At 54.9% G+C, this 20,474-nt stretch carries 18 protein-coding genes and 1 pseudogene; 10 read left to right on the top strand and 9 right to left on the bottom strand.

Features of this window, described 5'->3' with window-relative positions; all coding sequences use genetic code 11:
- Nucleotides 1-238: 238 nt before the first annotated feature.
- The 4 genes from ACEN83_RS18670 to phnE are packed head-to-tail and all read left to right on the top strand — an operon-like array spanning nt 239 to nt 3,469.
- On the top strand, nt 239-1,090 hold the full coding sequence (locus tag ACEN83_RS18670; RefSeq protein WP_007977824.1) for a putative selenate ABC transporter substrate-binding protein: 852 nt from the start codon (nt 239-241) through the stop codon (nt 1,088-1,090).
- Nucleotides 1,087-1,884 carry a phosphonate ABC transporter ATP-binding protein gene (locus tag ACEN83_RS18675; protein WP_495578020.1) on the top strand — a complete coding sequence of 266 codons (798 nt, stop codon included), beginning with the start codon at nt 1,087-1,089 and terminating at the stop codon, nt 1,882-1,884. Before ACEN83_RS18670 ends, ACEN83_RS18675 begins: the two co-directional genes overlap by 4 nt.
- The gene (locus ACEN83_RS18680; protein ID WP_495578021.1) at nt 1,878-2,705 is read left to right on the top strand and encodes a PhnE/PtxC family ABC transporter permease; all 828 of its coding nucleotides are present in this window, start codon (nt 1,878-1,880) and stop codon (nt 2,703-2,705) included. The genes ACEN83_RS18675 and ACEN83_RS18680 overlap by 7 nt, the downstream gene beginning before the upstream one ends.
- The gene (gene phnE, locus ACEN83_RS18685; protein ID WP_495578022.1) at nt 2,702-3,469 is read left to right on the top strand and encodes a phosphonate ABC transporter, permease protein PhnE; all 768 of its coding nucleotides are present in this window, start codon (nt 2,702-2,704) and stop codon (nt 3,467-3,469) included. Before ACEN83_RS18680 ends, phnE begins: the two co-directional genes overlap by 4 nt.
- A gap of 288 nt (nt 3,470-3,757) precedes the next feature.
- Here phnE and ACEN83_RS18690 read toward each other — a convergent pair whose 3' ends face one another.
- The 4 genes from ACEN83_RS18690 to ACEN83_RS18705 all read right to left on the bottom strand — a co-directional run bounded on the left by ACEN83_RS18690 (nt 3,758) and on the right by ACEN83_RS18705 (nt 8,683).
- On the bottom strand, nt 3,758-4,633 hold the full coding sequence (locus ACEN83_RS18690; RefSeq protein ID WP_495578023.1) for a hypothetical protein: 876 nt from the start codon (nt 4,631-4,633) through the stop codon (nt 3,758-3,760).
- 257 nt (nt 4,634-4,890) lie between these two features.
- Nucleotides 4,891-5,703, bottom strand: a complete 813-nt coding sequence (locus ACEN83_RS18695) for a HEPN domain-containing protein (protein ID WP_495578024.1) — start codon at nt 5,701-5,703, stop codon at nt 4,891-4,893.
- Nucleotides 5,704-6,298: 595 nt separating this feature from the next.
- The gene (locus ACEN83_RS18700; protein ID WP_495578025.1) at nt 6,299-7,405 is read right to left on the bottom strand and encodes an HNH endonuclease; all 1,107 of its coding nucleotides are present in this window, start codon (nt 7,403-7,405) and stop codon (nt 6,299-6,301) included.
- Between the two features lie 54 nt (nt 7,406-7,459).
- Nucleotides 7,460-8,683: a PDDEXK-like family protein gene (locus ACEN83_RS18705; RefSeq protein WP_495578026.1), complete on the bottom strand. Its 1,224-nt coding sequence runs from the start codon at nt 8,681-8,683 to the stop codon at nt 7,460-7,462.
- Between the two features lie 946 nt (nt 8,684-9,629).
- On the opposite strand from ACEN83_RS18705, the gene ACEN83_RS18710 reads away from it, so the two are divergent.
- From ACEN83_RS18710 to ACEN83_RS18720, 3 genes are all read left to right on the top strand, one after another.
- The gene (locus ACEN83_RS18710) at nt 9,630-10,835 is read left to right on the top strand and encodes a reverse transcriptase family protein (RefSeq protein ID WP_495578027.1); all 1,206 of its coding nucleotides are present in this window, start codon (nt 9,630-9,632) and stop codon (nt 10,833-10,835) included.
- Nucleotides 10,836-10,839: 4 nt separating this feature from the next.
- On the top strand, nt 10,840-11,586 hold the full coding sequence (locus ACEN83_RS18715; RefSeq protein ID WP_146025416.1) for a retron Ec48 family effector membrane protein: 747 nt from the start codon (nt 10,840-10,842) through the stop codon (nt 11,584-11,586).
- A 181-nt stretch (nt 11,587-11,767) separates the two neighbouring features.
- Nucleotides 11,768-13,108, top strand: a complete 1,341-nt coding sequence (locus ACEN83_RS18720; protein ID WP_495578028.1) for a PDDEXK family nuclease — start codon at nt 11,768-11,770, stop codon at nt 13,106-13,108.
- An 825-nt stretch (nt 13,109-13,933) separates the two neighbouring features.
- On the opposite strand, the gene ACEN83_RS18725 is transcribed toward ACEN83_RS18720, so the two are convergent.
- Nucleotides 13,934-14,305 carry a hypothetical protein gene (locus ACEN83_RS18725; protein ID WP_495578029.1) on the bottom strand — a complete coding sequence of 124 codons (372 nt, stop codon included), beginning with the start codon at nt 14,303-14,305 and terminating at the stop codon, nt 13,934-13,936.
- A 135-nt stretch (nt 14,306-14,440) separates the two neighbouring features.
- Here ACEN83_RS18725 and ACEN83_RS18730 point away from each other — a divergent pair, with 135 nt between their 5' ends.
- Nucleotides 14,441-14,914, top strand: coding sequence for a hypothetical protein (locus ACEN83_RS18730; RefSeq protein WP_102702240.1), 474 nt, complete (start codon nt 14,441-14,443; stop codon nt 14,912-14,914).
- A gap of 385 nt (nt 14,915-15,299) precedes the next feature.
- On the opposite strand, the gene ACEN83_RS18735 is transcribed toward ACEN83_RS18730, so the two are convergent.
- Nucleotides 15,300-15,761: an HvfA family oxazolone/thioamide-modified RiPP metallophore gene (locus tag ACEN83_RS18735; protein ID WP_495578030.1), complete on the bottom strand. Its 462-nt coding sequence runs from the start codon at nt 15,759-15,761 to the stop codon at nt 15,300-15,302.
- A 619-nt stretch (nt 15,762-16,380) separates the two neighbouring features.
- On the opposite strand from ACEN83_RS18735, the gene ACEN83_RS18740 reads away from it, so the two are divergent.
- Nucleotides 16,381-16,734, top strand: a complete 354-nt coding sequence (locus tag ACEN83_RS18740; protein ID WP_495578031.1) for a DUF6124 family protein — start codon at nt 16,381-16,383, stop codon at nt 16,732-16,734.
- 404 nt (nt 16,735-17,138) lie between these two features.
- Here ACEN83_RS18740 and ACEN83_RS18745 read toward each other — a convergent pair whose 3' ends face one another.
- Entirely contained in the window at nt 17,139-18,155 is a 1,017-nt protein-coding gene (locus ACEN83_RS18745; RefSeq protein WP_495578032.1) for a M14 family metallopeptidase, read from the bottom strand.
- A 171-nt stretch (nt 18,156-18,326) separates the two neighbouring features.
- Between ACEN83_RS18745 and ACEN83_RS18750 the strand changes: the two are divergent.
- Nucleotides 18,327-18,812 (top strand): annotated as a pseudogene (locus ACEN83_RS18750) (TetR family transcriptional regulator C-terminal domain-containing protein); the annotation flags it as partial.
- Here the strand turns inward: ACEN83_RS18750 and ACEN83_RS18755 are convergent.
- Nucleotides 18,768-19,772, bottom strand: coding sequence for a DMT family transporter (locus ACEN83_RS18755; protein ID WP_258681511.1), 1,005 nt, complete (start codon nt 19,770-19,772; stop codon nt 18,768-18,770). The pseudogene ACEN83_RS18750 and the gene ACEN83_RS18755 overlap by 45 nt on opposite strands.
- Nucleotides 19,772-20,470, bottom strand: coding sequence for an ABC transporter permease subunit (locus tag ACEN83_RS18760; RefSeq protein ID WP_015095644.1), 699 nt, complete (start codon nt 20,468-20,470; stop codon nt 19,772-19,774). The genes ACEN83_RS18755 and ACEN83_RS18760 overlap by 1 nt, the downstream gene beginning before the upstream one ends.
- Nucleotides 20,471-20,474: the final 4 nt, after the last annotated feature.

The raw sequence follows: 20,474 nt of genomic DNA on the forward strand, positions 1-20,474 counted from the left end.
CATTCCCATGTAGGAGCTGCCGCAGGCTGCGATCTTTTGACCCTCCCCACAATCGCACCATTTTCATTGGAACGCCCCCCTGTAGGAGCTGCCGAAGGCTGCGATCTTTTACCTTTGGTCTCTCACCCAAGACTCCCTATAATCGCGCCGTTTTCGTCTACCCTCACGAAGCGTCGTGCAGCAATCAGCTTGTGCGGGGCGCATCGACATTTTTCCGCTATTGAACCGGAGAACTTCCATGCTCAAACGTACCCTGGCCTTGGCCGTCGGCCTGACCCTGTCCCTTTCCACCCTGCTGGCACAGGCTGCCGAGACCCTCAAGGTCAGCGCCATTCCCGACGAAGCCCCCACCGAATTGCTGCGCAAGTTCAAGCCACTGGGCGAATACCTCGAGAAGCAACTGGGCATGAAGGTCGAGTTCGTACCGGTGTCCGACTACCCGGCGGTGGTCGAGGCGCTGGCCACGGACCGTATCGACATGGCCTGGCTGGGCGGTTTCACCTTCGTGCAGGCACGTTTGAAAACCGGCAATGCCATTCCCTTGGTACAGCGTGAGCAGGATGCCCAGTTCACCAGCAAATTCATCACCGCCGATCCAGCGGTCAAATCCCTGGCCGACCTCAAGGGCAAATCGTTCGCCTTCGGCTCGGTCTCGTCGACGTCCGGCAGCCTGATGCCGCGTTATTTCATGCTGCAGGACGGCATCAAGCCGGAAACCTATTTCAGCCGCGTCGGTTACTCCGGCGCCCACGACGCCACGGTCGCCTGGGTTCAGGCGGGCAAAGTGGACGCCGGCGTACTCAACGCCAGCGTCTGGGAAAAACTGGTCAAGGCCGGCAAGGTCGACACCGACAAGGTCAAGGTCTTCGCCACCACGCCGGCCTACTTCGACTACAACTGGACCGTGCGCGGCACCCTCGACCCGGCCCTGGCCGAGAAAATCAAGGCCGCCTTCCTCGCGCTCGACCCGGCCAACCCGGAACAAAAGGCGATCCTCGACCTGCAGGCCGCCAGCCGCTTCATCGAGACCAAGCCTGAGAACTACAAGGGCATCGAGGAAGCCGCGCGCGCTGCCGACCTGCTGAAATGACCTTGCATCTGAACCGGGTCAGCCTCACCCACGACACGGGCGTGCGGGCGCTGCATGAGGTCGACCTGCACATCGGCGCCGGTGAGCAGGTGGCGATCATCGGCCCCTCCGGCGCCGGCAAGTCGAGCCTGCTGAACCTGCTGGCCACAGCCCTGCGCCCCGGCAGCGGCACGGTCGAAGTGCTCGGCGAGCAAGCCTGGCAGCTCGGCGCCCGACAGCGCCAACGCCTGCGCGCGCGCATCGGCCTGGTGCATCAGGCGCCGCCACTGCCACCGCGCCAGCGCGTGGTCACGGCGGTGCTGGCCGGCAAACTGGGTCAGTGGGGTTTTGCCAAAAGCCTGCTGAGCCTGCTGCATCCGGTGGATGTGCCCGGCGCACGCGCGGCCCTGGTCAAACTCGACCTGGGCGACAAGCTGTTCGCCCAGTGCCAGCAATTGTCCGGTGGGCAACTGCAGCGCGTGGGCATTGCCCGCGTGCTGTACCAGGCCCCCGACGTGCTGCTGGCCGATGAGCCGGTGTCGGCGATGGACCCGGTGCTGGCCGGGCACACCCTGTCGATCCTCTGCCGCCACGCCCGGGAACACAAGGTGACCCTGGTCGCCAGCCTGCATGCGGTGGATCTGGCGTTGAGCAACTTCTCGCGCATCATCGGTTTGCGCGACGGCCAGATCCTCTTCGATCTTCCCTCTGCCGACATCGACCACGACTTGCTCGACCGGCTCTACGCCAACGAGCAACTGCAATCCCCGCCCGCTCCGGTGGCGCCCTTGAGCCTGCAGATTCCCCGATGCTGACGCGCGATACACGAGACCCGGCCACCCTGCCCCGCCTGTTGCTCAGCCTGCTGGCGCTGGCCCTGCTGTGGCCCGGCATCCACTTCAGCGAACTGGACCTGGGCGTGCTACTCAAGGCCGACAGCCAGAGTGAAATGGGCCGTTTCGTTGCGGCCTTCTGGCCACCGGCCCATGGCGAAGAGTTCCTCCAGCTGCTGTGGCAAGCCACCTTGCAAACCCTGGCCATCGCCACCGCCGGCATGGCCCTGGCCTTGCTGTTGGCCGTGCCCGCCAGCCTGCTCGCCAGCCGCGCCCTGTCGCTGTCGGCCGCCTCGCGCGGTGGTCGCCCGAGCGCCCTGGGCCGGTTGTTGCGCTGGCCGGTGCGCGGCTTGCTGATCTTCCTGCGCAGCGTGCCGGAAATCGTCTGGGCCTTGCTGTTCGTGCGCGCCGTCGGCCTTGGCCCGACCGCCGGGGTACTGGCCATCGCCATCACCTACAGCGGCATGCTGGGCAAGGTCTACGCGGAAATCTTCGAGTCGGTCGACCAGCGCCCCGCCCATTCACTGCTGCAAGCCGGCAGTGGCCGGTTGGCGGCGTTCTGCTACGGCATCCTGCCCAATGTCGCGGCGGAGCTGCTGTCGTACACCGTGTACCGCTGGGAATGCGCGATCCGCGCGTCCGTGGTGATGGGCTTCGTCGGCGCCGGCGGACTGGGCCAGCAGATCGACCTGTCACTGCGCATGTTCGCCGGCGGTGAAGTGGCGAGCATGCTGCTGACCTTCTTCGTCCTGGTGCTGTTCGCCGACCAGATCAGCCGCCTGCTGCGCTGGAGGTTCGCATGAATCGCCTGATCAACCTGCTGCTGATCCTGTGCATCAGCGCCGCGGTCGTCGCCTCGTTCCGCTATCTGGGCATCGACCTCGGCGAACTGACGGGCAGCGGTAACCTGAAGCAGATGGGCGCCTACGTGCTGCGCTTTCTCAGCCCCGACCTAAGCGCCGGCCACCTGCAAGCCATCGGCCGTGGCGCCGTGGAAACCATGGCGATGTCCGCCCTCGGCACCCTGCTCGCAGCGGTGTTTGGCCTGCTGCTGGCGCTGCCGGCGGCCGGGCGCTTCGGCTGGCTGTTGCAAAGCGCGTCGCGACTTGTGCTCAATGGCCTGCGCGCCATTCCCGAACTGGTGTGGGCCGCACTGATGGTACTGGCCGCCGGCCTCGGCCCGAACGCCGGCACCCTCGCACTGGCCATGCACACCACCGGCGTACTCGGCCGCCTGTTCGCCGAAGCACTGGAAAACACCCCGCCACAACCCGCCGAAGCCATTCGTTTGCAGGGCGGTAATGTGGTCTGGGCCTTTTGCTACGGCACCCTGCCTAACCTGTTTCCGCAGCTGCTGGCGTACATTTTGTACCGCTGGGAGAACAATATTCGCATGGCCAGCGTGCTGGGGTTTGTCGGGGCTGGGGGGTTGGGGCAGATGCTTTATGTGAGTCTTAGCCTGTTTCAGGAGGCTCAGGCGAGTACGGTGATTTTGGCGATGTTGGTGCTGGTGTTTGCGGTTGATGGGTTGAGTAGTTGGAGTCGGCAGCGTTGGGTTAAGGCTTGATGGGGGGATTGCTTAGATTTGCTCATCCGATTGCGTTCGAGATGAGCAGGCAGTTGCATGGAATTGACCACCGCGCTTCATGGACATGACTGGCAGAAAACGAACCAAAGCTGACGGTCAACTATCGCCTAAGCGGCATTCATCTATCCGATGACCATACGCATTCAGTGTTTCGCATAAAAAGGTCCGTGCTCGCTAGATCACAGGGTGGCAGTCGGCATAAGGCAGAGATGTTCAGTAAGCTGGTGGCAGGGGAAATGACAGCGTGTTCGAGTGTCGGGGACCGTTTTACTTTTTCCCCCACTGCCACCATTTTTTACTATTGGCCTGCACTTGATAGCCAGCAAACCACGTCGCGTAGTTCTTGGCGTCCGGGATGATCCCCTCAGGAATGCTGGTAGCCAAACGGAAACGATTGATGGACACTTTGCCTCGAGCTAGCTTTTTACGCTCTTTCCGCAGCTGTACCCCTTGCTCATCCAACATCTGGCATAGCGTCATGCTGAAAAACAGCGCTTCATCAGTGTACCTAGCCATGCTCTTCATACAGTCCATGTAACCGGCGTGGCAGGAACCATCCTTCGGTACCCCGAAATACATGTGGTGGAAATCCATACCTGGCGGGTATTGCTTGTGCAAAAACATATCTGTTAGCTCATTGCGAATTGTCAGCGCCTGGTTCAGGCAATTCATCGATTCGACTACCTGCAATACCGCCCGAGTGGCGGAGCCGGGCAGAGTGAGGCGTTCTAAGGCCGCGGTGCGCAACGCGTCGAGCGGCGGGTTTATCGGGCTGACTTTCTGTAGGTTTTGCGTCTCCGACGCAGCACCAACCTTCGGATCCAGATACTCACTACGAGCTTTGTTATAGGCATCTGTTATGGGTTTTACCGCATCAATCTTTAGCGATAGGGCAAGACCGAATGCTTGTTGAGCCAGCAGCATTGCTAAGTTGCAAGCCCGAATTTCCTCGTTAACGGAATCGTATCGTTTGTCCCTCTTGGCGATCCATCCTGCGGCCCAGGCCCCGAAACCCGCGCCAATCATGCCACCGATAATAGCCGTACTTAGCGGCGAATTAGCCCATTTTTCCAGCCATCCTAGGCTTGCAAGAAATGGTGTCGTAGCCATAAACACGCCGTTAATTGGCTCCCAGACCGCCATCGCCCCCCCCTTGATCTGATCGTAGCAAATAGCCAGCAATCATAGCTGTGGTGCCTTTCAGGAACAATCTTGAGCTTCATGCCGCCGTTAGTATTCCCTGAGCATGCGCAACAGCGCGCTCATGAATACATCTTGGCGCTCACTCTCGACCGACCGCTTCTGGCCGATTTCTGCCTGTCGCGAAAGGCAGAAACGGCCAGAAGCGATCATCGTATGTTCATGAAAAAGGAGCCATTGAGTTTCTCGTTAACACTGAATTAGTCTTGCCCCAGTGCTCTTCTTTTCGCTAGCTGCCGGTACTCCTCTTGAAGTGGTTTAGGCACTTTTAAAAGCTTAGCGACGTCATCGATCAGATCAGGGTCAAGCCACAGAGGCGCATTGCTCATATGCATATGATTTCTACGACTTACCTTCTTGCGAGTGCTCGTGCTAAACATTAGATTTTTCCAGACCAGAGCCGATCTGGCAGGGTCGTTCTTGTCCACTAGCATCTGTTCCAGACGCCCTCCAACTAGGTCGCCTTCTCGGGGAGCAGTTAGTTCCCGCCCCTGTATCGCTTTAACGTTCTGCTCCAGCACGACGCGGGACGGCTCATCTGCATAGTGCATAACATCTAAAGGCTGGCAGTACTGCCGAATCCGCCAGACCAACTGATCCAAATAATGCAGCTCATGGCCCATCACGCCAACGTGATTCAGAAAATATCTATCCGAATCCCACTCAGCGATTGCTTCAAATACTTCCTTCTGCCGCAGAGTAAGAGGAATTTCAAACCCAAGTTCTTTTTCTATTAGCGTCAAGGCTTTCGATATGTCGTGCCCGATAGTTAGAGCGCTGACACGGTGAAGGGTGAGGATGCCTTTCAGGTATTTCTCTAGGGCCTGCTCCGCTGACCACAAAAACTGAGGAACGAGTCGATGTCTAGCAGCTAGCCGAGCGGCAACGTAATCCCCATCACCTGTGTCTCTTAAGCAACGAATTATTGCGGAATTGACCTTGGTGTGCTTAGTCGGAGGCCTGTATCCAGAGTTATCCATTTCTCTTCTGAACCTTGAATTGAAAAGAATCATTGTCCCAAGTCCTGCAGCATGCCGATATTACTCGGACATCAGGTGACCGAAGGGAATAACCGTCAAGAATCCTTGCATCTGCTTACCCGTACCGCGGTATAAAATATTTTCTGCGCCGAGGGAGAGAGTCAGGCCTTCCACAAGAGGATGCGGAGCTGAATCGCCCCGAGATCCCGAGACCGCCTCGGGCCTCATATTGAGGCTTGGAGCGAAAGCTTTTTTGATACGGTGTCCCATCGGAGGCTGTGTCTCACCGATTGAATGATTTGACGAAGTCTGCTGAGGGTCGATAGCTGGCTTTTCCAATGTCTACAGGAAGGAGATCAACTCAATAGCTTTCTACCCAATGCCCTGGTCGATACGGCGAGACCTACACGACGCCAACCACTGGCTCCACCTCCACCACACCAGTGCTGACCTGGCACTGATCGATTACCTCCGCAATCAGCGCGCGCATACCTGCACAGCCGAAGGCGTGAAGGATGGTAGCCCTCAGGGCCGTGACAGGCGGAACGCCTGGCCCGGATCAGGACAGCCTGTCCGCCGCAGGCGGCACGAACCAGAATAATCTTCCTCGCCAGAACCACCGACTCAGTCAGCGCTTATTGTCTTGAAATACATTTTCCTCATGATACTTCAGATAAGCCACCAGCTTTTTCGGAACAAACCGAAGTGGCTGAGGCAAATCCAAAGCCTGCCTGTGTCGCTCATCCAGACGTTTCGAAACCTGCATGTGCCCCTTGTTGTTAAACGTAATCAGCCCCTTGTCGAACAAGGCATCCAAATTCGCTGACAGAAGAAGTCCGTTATGGCGATCCAAGCGCTGCCTGTCATTGGACCTTTTCCAAGGCCTCACATGAGAGGCACGAAGAATCTCCCTGCACGCCAAACCCGTGACCGCGCAAGCACTTCCCCAAACTTCCATCAGATCCTCACGAAACTTTCCCTGCCCACGCCGCGCGTTCGCTGTAGTCAGTACTTCCGTGACTGGCTCCTTTCCATCCGATAAGTCTTCAGCAGCCAATGGCTCGGAAGGCGCACATTGAATCGCATCAACCAAGCGAACCCATTTTTCATTATGTTTCCCAGCCGGGATGGCATCCATTATTCGACCCGCCGTTGGCAGGTCCAGATCGGTGTAGCTGCTGTACATCCCTAGCAACTTTTCCTTACCGGTGATGGTGCGCGGATCCAGGGTGATCGGCTTGTCAAACCACCAGAAAAACTCTTCCGGACAGATCCAGTTTGGAATCCAATGCAGGTCTTTTTCCCACTCTTTCAAAAACTTCTTTTGATTGCCGCCGTACTGTTTTTGCACGTTCGCAACGCACCAGGCATCTTCCCAGAGCTCATGGAGTGACAGCTCCCGCGCAATGTCTTCACGCTGCTTCTTATGATGCTCACCATGCAAGCAAAAGGCATTCCCAGCGATCCCTACCAACTGCTGAACACCATCGTGCGACGCGGTCAGAAAGACAAACGTTTGGCCCGCATTAGCGTCAGTCGGTGCAGCACCAAGCCCCTCAGTGTGGAACACTCGAAAACGGTTACTGCCGCGTGACAGGCGCATTTTTGAGGAGTTGTTCCACTCTTCATGACCATAACCTGTCGCCTCGGGGAAGCCGCTAGATGCGCGAACTCCAGAAGGCGCCAAGTACTGATCGGTATTCCAAAAAATGGGTTTTTGAATAAACAGCGCCATGAATTCCCTGATCTTAGGTCAATGAACAGTTTGTCCGGTTGCTTGCTTACGCGGTCATGCCTTTGAAGCAGGCACTTGACCTGTGACCAGAAGATTGCCCCCCTCATACGCCTCTACCGCTCTCTGGCGATCAAGCGCTTGATTGATTTCGACCAGGCAGTCATATACGCGAGTCAGCGCTTCATCGAGATGGATGTCCATCACTCTATCTCCTTGCTCCAGCACACACCGATCTTCCTTGACCAAAAAGCGCGTGGAGGCGAAGTACAGGTCTGCCCAATCAGGAACAGCGTGCGCAGGCTGAGTGAACGTCGGTAGCCGAACACTCAGCGCCTCACGATCCTCACCTCGGAAGAATGGGAACACTCCAAACCAGTTGTGTTTGTAGATTTTGATCCATACGCCCTCGGGCCAACTGCGTTGGCGAACATCCAAGTCGTACTGTTGCTTGTCTTTCCTCGAAGAAGCCCTAACCTCGAGCCCGCCAGCGATGTCTTCGAACAGTCGATCGTTGACCAAACGCTCCCGCAAGCGATCAAACAGCTCGGTCATCTTGCGCGTCTTACAGTATTCGTACTGCTTCACAAGGTGAGCGTAAGCGTCTTCGTTCTGCTGGAAAATCTCCCAGCAAAGATTGTTCAACTCGGAGTTCCCTGACATTGTTTTTTCCACGTGCGTACAAAACTGATCGACGAAATAGGCGGCGGATGAAGTGGCGTGGGATTGGTACTGACGAAAAAGCGCGGCTAGCTCACCATAGGATTGATGATAAACCGGCACACTGGATTGCAGATCCTGGGTGGGTGACTGCCTACCCGACGGAGTCAAGTAGACCAGAGCCCGGTGCTCGTGATGCGGGTAGAGCTCGCAAAGCGCTTTCTGATAGCGCCCGACCTGATCGCGTTGATCAATCGCCCAAATCTTGTTCTCGATAGCGATGACGAGTCGCTTGTCTGGGAAGTCGAGCAGCACATCTATGTGAGCCAGCTCCCTGGCAACCTTTGCCTTGGTTCCTTCGAGGCTATCCAGCACCTGAACCGGAAGTGCCTGTCCACTGCATGGCAGCTTGGCGAGCGACGCCACGTACGCATCCCTGAACGATGAGCCCAAACCATGGGCCCCATTGGCATTCATGAAGGCAGCAAGAATGTTCGAATGGATCAGCTCTTTGGTGCTCACCCCCATCACTTTGAACATATCGAAAGCTGACGTGTAACGGCCTAGCGAAGCGAAACCGGAACTGGCGCGAAGGCCCTCCAGCCGTGCAGCGGCATCCATACCTGGAATCCTCTTGAGCGATCTAAATAATCGCGTTGAAGAGTCATCTTAGAGGATAACAATGGCAGAAGGCCATTCTCGAAAAATAGCTAACCCATTTCGGTCTGTCATCTCAGCCAAACATTGGCCAAAAGCTGCCACTCTGAATCATTGATCTGGACACTTGTGTAAGCTTTTACTCGATTGTGGTTAGTCGTGGATGGCTGTTTTTGGCCGATTTCAGCCCTTTCCCACCGGCAGAACTCGGCCATGTCCGGACATTCGTGGCAGGCATAAAATCGCCAGCGTGACTGACTTCGATTGCAGATCCCAGCCCTGAGAAATGGCGAGCGTATCGAAGTCGCACCCAATCCGGCTCAGAGCCACAGCTATCGCATTTCATGTCGCAGATAATAGAGCACCTGCGACAGACTCACACGACACCGCAAAGCTCTACCCTGCGGTGCGAGCGAATCGTCGCATAACGTAGGAGTAAAGCTACAAGTCAGAATGAGCTAACAGCAGCTCTCGGCCACTAATTGCATCCGTGACGACCTGATCCATAGGTCTCCTAGTCGCGAACAAAAGTCGACCGCTAGGGAGGGCAGAGACTGCTGAGCTTGGGATCCATTTCAGTAGGTGGCCTTTCGAGATCACAAATCTGTTGCTTACCCAAGAAAATGGTGTATTTTCAAATTGCATGGGCGTATCGCCTATTTGCCGCAATCGAGACACAACATCCGCTGGTTTGCTCAGCAATGAGCGTTCAATGCGAAAGTATTGAACTGATGAGGAGAGGGCCCCGGCAGTCTCCGACCCCCGCGTCCCGCTGGAGTGCTTCACGGTGGGCCTACCATGAGAAAGATGGTGGTTTTCAGCGGATGGTTTCGATGAACGCAACATCTTTCTCTTTACCCTATGTTATGGGTTGGTACGGCTCACATTTATTTCCAATGGATTGGCTATCGTGCTTGCGAACCCACTGAAAATCTCAAAAAATTCTATCAGTAGTCGCGAAAATTTGTGCAAGCTTCTGCGGGTATCAGATGAGTTTCTTGCTTCTGTTATGGCATTGAGTCCAGAGGATCGGTACACCAAAAAAGAACATGTTAAAAAAGCAGGTGGGATAAGTCGCCCGATTTATAATCCTCACAGGTTCTTAAGAAAGCTCCAAAAAAGAATAAATATTGCAATCTTCTCCAATCACTACGTGATTCGTTGGCCGCACTTCATATATGGCTCAGTGCCAAACCAAAAAAACAATGATGCCTACGACAGTAAGGATTATGTCTCTTGCGCGGGAAGGCACTGCGGCGCGAAAAGCTTATTGAAAGTTGATGTTTCGAGTTTTTTTGATAATATTCATCAGGATATAGTATTTTCTATATTTAGTAAGTTTCTCAAATATAACGAAGAAGTATCTAGGATTCTTACCGACTTGTGCTGCCATAATTCACATCTTGTTCAGGGTGGTTTGACATCAAGTTACATTGCCTCTTTGTGTTTGTATGATGTTGAAGGGGATGTTGTCGAACGACTCAATAGGAAGGGGTTTATATACACTAGGTTGGTAGATGATATTACTGTATCGTCAAAATCGCTAAATACCGATTTTACGTATGCGCTTAAAATTATTAGCGATATGTTAACTGCTAAAGATCTTCCTATAAATGAGGGTAAGACTAAAGTATTCAGGACCTCAACGGAACCATTGACCGTCCATGGGTTGAGAGTTAGCTTCAATACGCCGCGACTTCCTGCTGATGAGGTGGGCAGGATTAGGGCCGCAGTTCGTAACTTAGAGTCTCTCGCAGTCCAACCCGGCTATCGAACTTCTCACGGCTACAGGCATGACTATAATCGCTGTATGGGGAGGGTTAATAAGCTCCTTCGGGTTGGCCATAATCAACATGAACCGCTTCTTGCGCGGCTTAATTCAATCAAGCCTTTGCCGTCAAGACGTGATGTTAATAGGGCCAAAGATATGGTTGCGCGCTTGGAAAAAGACTTTGATGCGAAAAGGCATACTCACTGGTACAAGTCAAGATTTCATAGGGTTATGGAGCGACTGATAGTTTTAAATCGTGTATATGACATAACATCCAAGCAGTTAAGGTCTAAATTAAGAAGGTTGAAACCTGAAAGTGAGGATATAATTGATAAGCATGTATAGTTTTATGGCTTCGTCCTGTAGAGGGGCGAGAGATGCCTTTTTAAATCAGCATCCATATTTTAAGTACTTAATTGTTTTGCTTGCCTCGATCGCGATCATAGGGTTTGGTATTTTTTTGACGGTTTTCGTAACGATTTTTTTTGCTGATCAGATTTACTTGCTGCCATTTTGTTTTTCCAATAAGTGCTTTGTAAGTCTGTATGAGAAATATAGCTCAGCGTTTACTATTGCTAAGTCGACATTAGATCTTATTGTCCTTGTTGCTACGGTTGGTGCAATTTTTGTCGCATTGCTCAGTTATTTATCTACACTAAAGTCATCGCACTTTACAAACCACATATCACATCTATCGCTATTTCAGAGCTTTTTTGTTGAGGAGGTCAGGAAGAGGGATTTGCTTTCAATATCTTCATTTGACCCTCATAAGATCTACGGCCTTATTTATTCTAACTCAAGAGATGGGGATATGTCTTTGTCTGAGACTTACTTTGATTTTATCGATCGGGTTAATAAGGTTATTTCTGACTCTAACTTTAATTCATATAAGGCTACGAGAGGACCGTTTATTTACAAGGATCACCAAGCAGAAATGATCCGGGCCTTGGAAGGGATTGGATTTAATCTGCAGTTTATGCCAAAGAAAGATTTCTACGAAATTGAAACCCAGGTGCTTTCCTTGCTTGACTCAGTTTCAAAATCTTTCTGCGGAGGTGACGTCAGAACTGAGCTTGAGCGCCGTATGTACAGATAAGCAACGTATATTTGCAATCGATACTAGTTATCCAGGGAATTATTTTGGTTTTTGAGTTTCAAGATTTTTGCAGTACGGATTTAATCATTACCTCAAAAAACATAGAGGCGTGGAGTAATGAGTTACTGAAGTTGCATTATTCGACCGCCGAAAGCCATAATCATAGTCAACATGGTGTCAATTGAAAACAGAGTTTTTAGTTACAATTCCTGGCGAAGAAGATTTTTGCGGGAGCAGCAAGGCGTTTGTCGAGTTCTTGAAAGTTGACTCATTACTCACTATCCTTGGGAATAAAATAACTTACAAGCGCGCGACAAGGGCGAAGCCACTAGTTGCTGCTAAGTTTAAAGTTGCGAATGACAAGGTTAAGTCAAGCAATGAAAGGTATTTTCATTTTATTATTGAGTGCGAGAAAGAGGAGCTTGCTGAAGAGTTTGCGGAAATGTGTGAGCGCTTGAAGAGTATAATTGAGAGGATTCGGCCTGGTGACACAGCCGTTAACACACTTTGGGATGGGGCCGGAAAAGTTTTTGCGGAGAAATCCTATCCAGTAATAAATGAGGTGGAAAACCTCATGAGACGCCTCATCGCGAAATTTATGCTTGTTACGGTCGGAGTTAAATGGGCTAAGGATGCGGTGCTACCGACGCTCTGGCAAAAAATAGAAAACTTCAAAGGCGAACAGCCTTATGTTAATGATCTGCACAAATTAGATTTCATTCATTTAAGCGATGTTCTGTTTGAAAAGAAGCGGGACGTATCGCTTGACGAATTAGATAGAATTCTTCTTAAGACAAAATTTGATGAGGGAGATCAGGAACGGATACTGAAATACCTTCCAAAGTCGAACTGGGAAAAATATTTCTCTTCGCTAGTTGATTTTCCAGGCCATAAATTACAAGAAAAATGGAAGGTGCTCTACGACCTTAGAAATAAAGTTGCCCACAATCGGGCAATCAGTCGAGCGGAGTATGGCAGAATTTGCGGGGTTGCGGAGGAGGTAAAAGCGGTCATTCGTGCTGCAACGGAAAAGCTTGGCGAAATTGATATGGGAGATGAGGATCGAGAGTTAATTATTAATACTTATCAGCGCCATCCTTCAATGGAGTTTTATAATGCAGCTGAAAGCGCAGTTGCTGAGTATTATTCTAGTGAGGGTTACGATGTGACTATGCTAGGGCGTAGAGGGGATGTGATTCAATTTGACCTGATGGCTGTCAGAGGTGATGAAACCGTTGCAGTTGAGGTGAAAGCATACAGTTATCACAACTTTGTGCAAAAAATTAAAATATCTTTGAGAGAGATGCAGGCGCGCTTGATTAAATATAGTGATTTTGGTGGGGTTACGAGAATTCACTATTTTTATGTTCTTCGTGATTTTATTGATGATGATCATTTCGTTCGAGCTGTGAGTTATGCTAGTAAAATAAGTTCTATTTCTGGTGTGGACATAAAAATTGGCAGTCTAGATGACAGCGGCATCGTTTCTATAATTTGGGCAAGTCCTGACTTGTACGAGTGACGAGCCTTATAGTGAAAAGCTTCACTAGCGCGAAGACTTGATTGGTTCATTTTAGCAGTGTTGCTTGTGGGAGATGTCGGTTTTCACGAGCACGGCAACCATTTGATAAAACTGCCGCGTTCCCCATGAGCGAACCTCTTGCCGTTCACCAAGGTATGTTCATTGGTATATCTCCCACCACTTCCCTTGCATGCCGCTGTATAACCCAACCGTCGTAAGTTCGCGATCAAATCCTTATGAGGCGACTCAGAGTTCTGAGGTGGGCCTCACCTTGAGATTGTCAACGGCTTGGAACTTGCCCGTTCGATACGATCGTCAGCGGAGATGACTGTATGCCGCAGTTACACGGCTTTAGCCAGCCCACCGCCTCATACGTCCGTGGCGCGGCGAGCAAGGCAAATCCTTACGGGCTTTTACCGCTGACGTTCGCACTCGGCGAGGACTTTCAGTTCGGCTGGAGCGAAGTAGGTCTGCGATGCCTATATCGGTTTCGAAAAGTAAGCTCGCTTCATTGTATGGCGAGCAGATGCCAAATCAACTGGATGAGGAATACATGTGTAGCCTGAGCGTCATGATGGAACAGTTCCCAAACGCAGCGCCTATGCTAAGCTCATGTGCTATAGCAATTATGAGCTGGCGGTAGGACTTTGGTTTTTTTGAGTCCCTAAACGAGTACCTATTTAGCTTTTTTAGTTAATAATCTTTCCGTGTTTACTGAGGTTGAACCGTCTAGTTCGATTCCTGTCTCGGTCCCCTCCAGGATCGTATTCAGGCCAGTGAAGACGCCAGCGTTATTCACCATTATGTCTGAACGACCAAAGTTCTCTACTGCTTGGTTACAAAAATTGGGACACCTGCTGTCAAACCCGCGTCCGCACGAGCGAAGTTGGCCTTACCACCTCTCTTGATGATCAACGCATCCGTGTGGAGATCGATTTCTTCGTCGTAGCCACCAGGTTTTGCATCCGGGCGTAAGTCATAGCAAACCGACGCCGCCCCTCTGCCGCAAGCGTTAGCAATATCGCTCTGCCAATACCAGAGCTTGACCCTGTCACTGAATCGCCCCTGATTTCCTGGACGCAACTGACTGAACTCCTTTTGCCCGGAGGCGAACAACCAAAGTAGTGGAAATAATCTTTCCCCATTCTTGATTGTGTAAATGCTGAGGAACCAGCCGCATTCTTCGTCTCTGGTCACGGTGCAGCCCCTTGGTGAAATCGCGTGCATAAGTCGCCACCCTATCTGGAAGAGTCTTCCGTAAGGTCAAACCTGTAAGGTGGCGGCGTATGAAGGCGATTAGGTACGCTGGGGAAAAATCACATGGAGTAGTAGATGAAACGTATTTTGTTGGCAGGGTTTGCGGTTGTGGTTGGATCTCTTGGAGGCTGCGTAGCGGATAAGAAGGAGCCCAACCACCCCATCTCCTCACAAGCGACACCTTTACCTGCTGATTCGGAGGCGGTACGTGCCACCAAACAGCGACTTCAAGAAGATCTTGCGGGTGTCAAAGTACTGATTGTGATGGCGTGCTCAGAGAAGCTGCACATACCAACCTTGGATCGTCCCGAGGATCTGGCTGCGGTTGGAAAGTGCACGAACGACCAGATAAAGGTCTTCGGCAAGGAAGCGCTGGCCCGCATAGAAGCTAGAGAGCTGACTGAAAACGAAGCGGGTCAATTCATGCTTAATCAAGCAGTGGGCTTTCTTCAGGCCAACAGCGAGGGGGCGAGAACCCGTGATTCCGCAGAGCTTATTCAAATTGCGGTAGAGGGCGGGAGTAGACTGCTTCTTTCCAAACCTGAATGATGGCTACCTAGCGTCCGTGTCTCGGTAGCGGGCGAAATTTGCCGTGATGGTTCGGCCGCTGGTTGCCTAGTCGGTGCGCCGCGACACCTGTGGCCTAAGGAACCGGACGCGTAACCCAGCTCCTCGCGTTCTTGAGGAGGTGAGATTTATTTTCCGTACTCTATCGTCCATGTTGGGCCGTTCTCTGCCGGTCATGAGCTACAAAGCCTGCTGGTTAAATCCGACGCAATCGATCGTCAGAACGAATACAAATAACTGGTCAGGTCAAATGTAAACGGGTGGTCAAGTGCAGTGCAATTTCCCGTCTGACGACCAATCCAGTACTGCCCACACAAAAAAACCCTCCTGCGCATCAACGCAGGAAGGGTTTTTTGTTAGCGGCTGATCACTCTTTAGCCTGGCTCAACTTGGTAAACAACTCGGTCGGTACTTTCTTGCCGTTGGAGGTGTACTGGTTGGTGCGGAACTTGTACACCTCACCCTCGGACAGGAAGCCGTCGCCGTTGGCGTCCATCGCCTTGAATTCCTCTGTGCCCTTGGGTGCTACGGCCAGCAGTTCCTTGAGCGACACGCGTCCGTCATGGTCGGCGTCGGTGCGGGCGAAGGACGCATCGCCGCACTTGCCTTCACCGCACTTGCCTTCGGCCTGGGTCTTTTTGGCGCTGGCTTCGCTGGCGCCGCACTTGCCTTCGCCACACTTGCCTTCGCTGGTCTTCTCGGCGGAGGCCAGTTGATAGCCCTGCGGCAAGGCTTCGGCGGAAAACGCGGAGGACGCGAAGTTGATACCGCCGACCAGCGCGACAGCGATCAGGCCAATACGGGTTTTGTTCGACTGGATACGAGACATGTTGATACTCCGGATCAATGACGTGGCGGGACCACTATTGGTCGTACCACAAGGGTTGATGAACCTGGTTGCGAGCTGCGTTGTGCTTCTCGCTTTGGCAGGTCTATTTGGCCCCAGTGGTGTATCCGGGCTGTATCCGTGATGAGTGGGTTTTGTAGGGTTGTAGTCGGATTTCGTGCGCTGATACACAGCGATACACGAAAGCCGGTCTTCAGTTGGCTGGGGATGTTTTTTGCTTGCGTGGGGATCGCTCGAGATTGCCCACGAGCGCTTGTTTAAAAAGGTTGTAGGGTATTTCCGGCGGGCTACAAGACCTTGCGTCGTTGCCTACGGGTACGCCAGAATCCGCCGGCTTGTGCGCCCTAGGTCCAGGTTCTATCGTGCCCGCGTCGCTGCCAATTCAGCGATCAGGCTTGGAACCCTGATGAGTAAACGGCGCATGACGCCCTTCATAACAATGCTTGCATGCTTTTGAGCGTGTACTCCGTTATGGCGGCTGTGCGTGGGAGACCTTCGGGTCTGCCGGGTTCCGTTTACCCCGGGTTCCAACCTGCGTACAGCTGCCACCCTTCGCTTGGAACCGAATGGTGCAGCTTTAACTCGTAGACGGAGAGTTGCCATGTTCAAGGTCACCCCCAACCCGCCGGACACCGATCCGACATCCCCCTGCGAACCCGATTCAAGCAGGCCCAACGAGGCCGCCGAATCCGCCTTCCACGTCCCCTCCACCGCCGACATCAAGGCCACACCGCGCACGCCTGGCACTCTGTTTACCGTCGACCCTGAAGCCGATACCGAAACGCTGATGGTGTATCTGGTCGAGACGCTGGCCTCGGTCGATGTGATGGTGCATCAGTTGGTGGATCATCTGGACGGTGGGTCGCGCAATGCCCTGTTGGGGATTTCCAATAGTGTGATGCTGGCGGAGATTACGGCGAATCGGGTGTTGGATCAGATTGATCCGCGTGAATAGACACTGAATCTGTGGCTAACGCGGACCCTTGTGGTGAGGGGGCTTGTCGGATCGCCGCACCGCCCCGCTCGGCGGCGAAGCCGTCGTAAAACCTGACTGCACCATCTGACTGGAGAAAAGCGGGGGCCGCTTCGCAGCCCAACGGGGGCAAGCCCCCTCGCCACAAATGTTGGCAGGCTCAAATAGTGCGACAACACATAGATCGCACTGAATCGTTGGTGGACGCTGACTCTGTAGCTAACACCGCCCTTGTGGTGAGGGGGCTTGCCCCCGCTCGGCGGCGAAGCCGTCGCAAAACCTGATTGCACCGTTTGACGGGTGAAAAGCGGGGGCCGCTTCGCAGCCCAACGGGGGCGAGCCCCCTCGCCACAAATGTCATGACACTGCTACTTCGAGTGTGAGGCTTAGTTCGGGTCGAGTAAGCCGCCGCTCCAGTGACGTGACACCCGGCTGCCGGTGAATTTCGCCACGCCCATGCCTTGGGCGATCAGTCGGTCGCGATAGCGCGTGACCAGGCGTCCCGCTTGTTCTGCATGCAGCACCACTTCGGAAGTCGGGTCGCCCGGGGTCCTGAGGATTCGGGCAAAGCGCTGCCCTTCTTCGACGAAATCTCCCAGCTCTTTTTCGAAGATCAGCACGCCGGGTTGCGGGGCGATGATGGTTTCCATGTGGCCCATTTCCACGGCTTCGACGGGCCAGTCTGCAGGCGCCACGGACTCATCGATGACGCCGAACGCGCACAGCCAGTGGTACAGCCCTTCGGCATCCGACTCGGCGAATCGGTCGTTGACGTCGCCCTGCCCGCGCAGCTCGAGGGTCGCGGCCATGCGCCCTGCTGTGACGCCGTCGCGCAGCCACGGGGCGATGATGGTTTCTTCGAAGGAACCGTCGCCGCCGTCATCCCAGATGATCGCCACGTCCATCTTCATCGCCGCCGCCAGTTCGCGACCGCAGGGCCAGAAACTGCGGTGCACGTAGAGGTACGGCAGGGCCTCGTCATCGGTGTGCAGGTCGAGCATCATGTCGGCCGGGGCGGCGAGTTGCACCAGCTTTTTTTGCCATTGCTGGACGCAGGTCGAAGGTCGCGCCATGGCCGCCGACTGGTCGAACGCGCGATTGAAGTTGTGCCCGGTCGCGTCGTGATAACGCCCGAGAATCCGGCCCTGGCGAAACTGGCCGATGCCCAGTGGATTGGCCTGTGGCACCACGGTCACCTGGCCCTTGAGCCGGCCCTGGGCTTCGGCGATCTGCAGCCGTTGCATCAGTACATGCAGGACCAGCATCCCGGCGATTTCATCGGCATGCACCCCGGCCTGCAGGTGCACGTTCGGCCCGCTGCCATCGCCGGCATAGCGCCAGGCGCCGACCCGCACGGCATCGCCGTTGTTGTTGCTGACACTGAACGAAATATCCTGCGGCATTGGTTTTCCCTCCTGTCATGACCGTTGAAAAACGCTGTATCGCGGCGGTCGAGGCTGGTGATTGAACAGGTGTTCAACTAAGCTCGACAGCGTGGAAGCTCATCCAGGGACAGCCTTGTGACAACCGATGCCCCGAAAAACCGTCGCGCCGAACCCGAAGACCGCCGCGAAATGCTGGTGGCGGCCACCTTGCGCTGCCTGGGCCGCGACGGTCACGCCGGGATCTCCGTGCGGCGCATCGCCACCGAAGCCGGGGTGTCCGTGGGTTTGCTCAACCATCACTTCGGCAGCATCGAGGCATTGATTGCCGACACCTACCAGCGGCTCGCGAGCGAACTGACCACTGCCCTGCTCCAGGAAATCGAACAGGCCGATACACCTGCGCAGAAGATCGATGCCTTTCTCGAAGGCTCGTTTTCGCCCAGGGTCATGGACCCGAAACTGCTCGGGGTGTGGGTGGTGTTCTGGAGCCTGATCCGTCACTCCGAACACGTCAGCCAGTCCCACGAAAAAAGCTACCGCGCCTACCTGGATCTGATCCGCCAGTTGCTCGACGGCCTGGCGGCCAGCGAAGGTTTCGTGATTCACGACACGCGCCTGGCCGCCATCGGCCTATCGGCGATGCTCGACGGTCTCTGGCTCGAGTGGTGCCTGAACCCCGAGACCTTCAGCGCCGCCAACGGACTGCATATCTGCCGTTGCTGGATAAAGGGGCTGCGTCACGGAGCATTCAGCACCGACGACGTCTTGTGACGGGTGCCGGCCGAAGATCATCGCCAGGGTGCCGCTGACGGCGATCAGCCCGGCGCCGATCATCAGTGAGGTGTCCATCAGCGTGCCCCAGACCAGGCTCGACAGGGCAAACGCCCAGATCAAGCCGGTGTATTCGAACGGTGCGAGCAAGGTCGCGGTGGCGCGGCGGAAACTGGCGAACAGCAGGAACTGGCCGATGCCGCCCACCAGCCCGGCGCCGAGCATGCCCAGCCAGGCCGGTGTCGGCGAGGGTGTGTAGGTCCACGGCAGCGCCACCGCCATGCAAATCACGAATACCACGTTGGTGATCAGCATCTGTTCGAGCACGGAGGTCTGGTCATCCACCTGACGCAGCTGGATGTAGGTGAACGCCCAGCACATCGCCGCCAGCAGGGTCAGGACGATCGGCAACGGCTCGGTCATGTGGTCGGGGCGACAGGCAATGACCACCCCGACGAATCCGACGATCAGGCTGAACCACTGCCAGCCGCTGGCGCGCTCCTTGAGAATCACCGCCGCCAGCACCGTGACCATGATCGGCGCGGAAAAATACAGGGTGGTCATCTCGGCCAGGGTCAGGTCCCGGGCCGCCGTGTAGTAGAGCACCCAGGCCACTATCGACAGCAAGCCGCGCACCACCAGCAGGCGCCGGCTCGGTGAGTGCCAGGCCCGCTGGATAACCCGCGAACGCCCCGCCAGCAGCACGGCCACGACCACCACGGCGGCACGCCAGAACAGAATGGTGACCACCGAATAATCGGCCACCAGCCACTTGATGACCGCATCCTGCAATGACAGGAACGCGTAGCCCAGGGTGCACAGGCCAATGCCCTGCAGCGAGCGGTCGACTTTCGACGAACTCATCAGGCGGACCTGCGCACGGGCGTTCCGCGCCGCTCGGCGAAGGCAAACAGCGCTTCGATCAGGAAGGTCAGGCAGACGTAGACACCGGCCACCAGCAACAGGGGTTCGTACACTTGCAGGGTTTGCGCGCGGACCACGTTGGCGGCGCCGAGCAGGTCGATCACGGCGATGGTCGAGGCCAGTGCCGTGGACTTGAGCAGCATCACGGTCTCCCCCGCCAGGGTCGGCAACAGCAGGCGCAGGGCCCGGGGCAAGCGCACCCGCAGCAACGACTGGCGCGCGGTCATGCCAAAGGCCGAGGCCGCTTCCATTTCCCCCTTGGGTACCGCCAGCAGGCCACCGCGAATCACTTCGCCGACATAGGCCCCCATCGACACCACCAGGGCGAACACGATGTACCAGTAGCCGTCGCGCAGGTACGGCCAGAGGAAGCTGCCGCGAATCAGCGGGAACTGGGCAAACAGGCTGCCCAGCCCGTAGTAGTAGATGTAGATCTGGATCAGCAACGGCGTGCCGCGCGTGACGCTGGTGTAGAACAGGCTGACCTTGGCGATCACCTTGTTTTTCGAGATCCGCGCCAGCGCCACCAGCACCGCCAGCAGGTAACCGAACACACTGGAGACCAACAGAATGATGAGGGTGGTTTGCAGCCCCCGGCCCAACAGCGCCCCGTATTCAACTATCCACGCTGGAATCATTTCA

The sequence above is a fragment of the Pseudomonas sp. Pseusp49 genome (assembly GCF_059491875.1).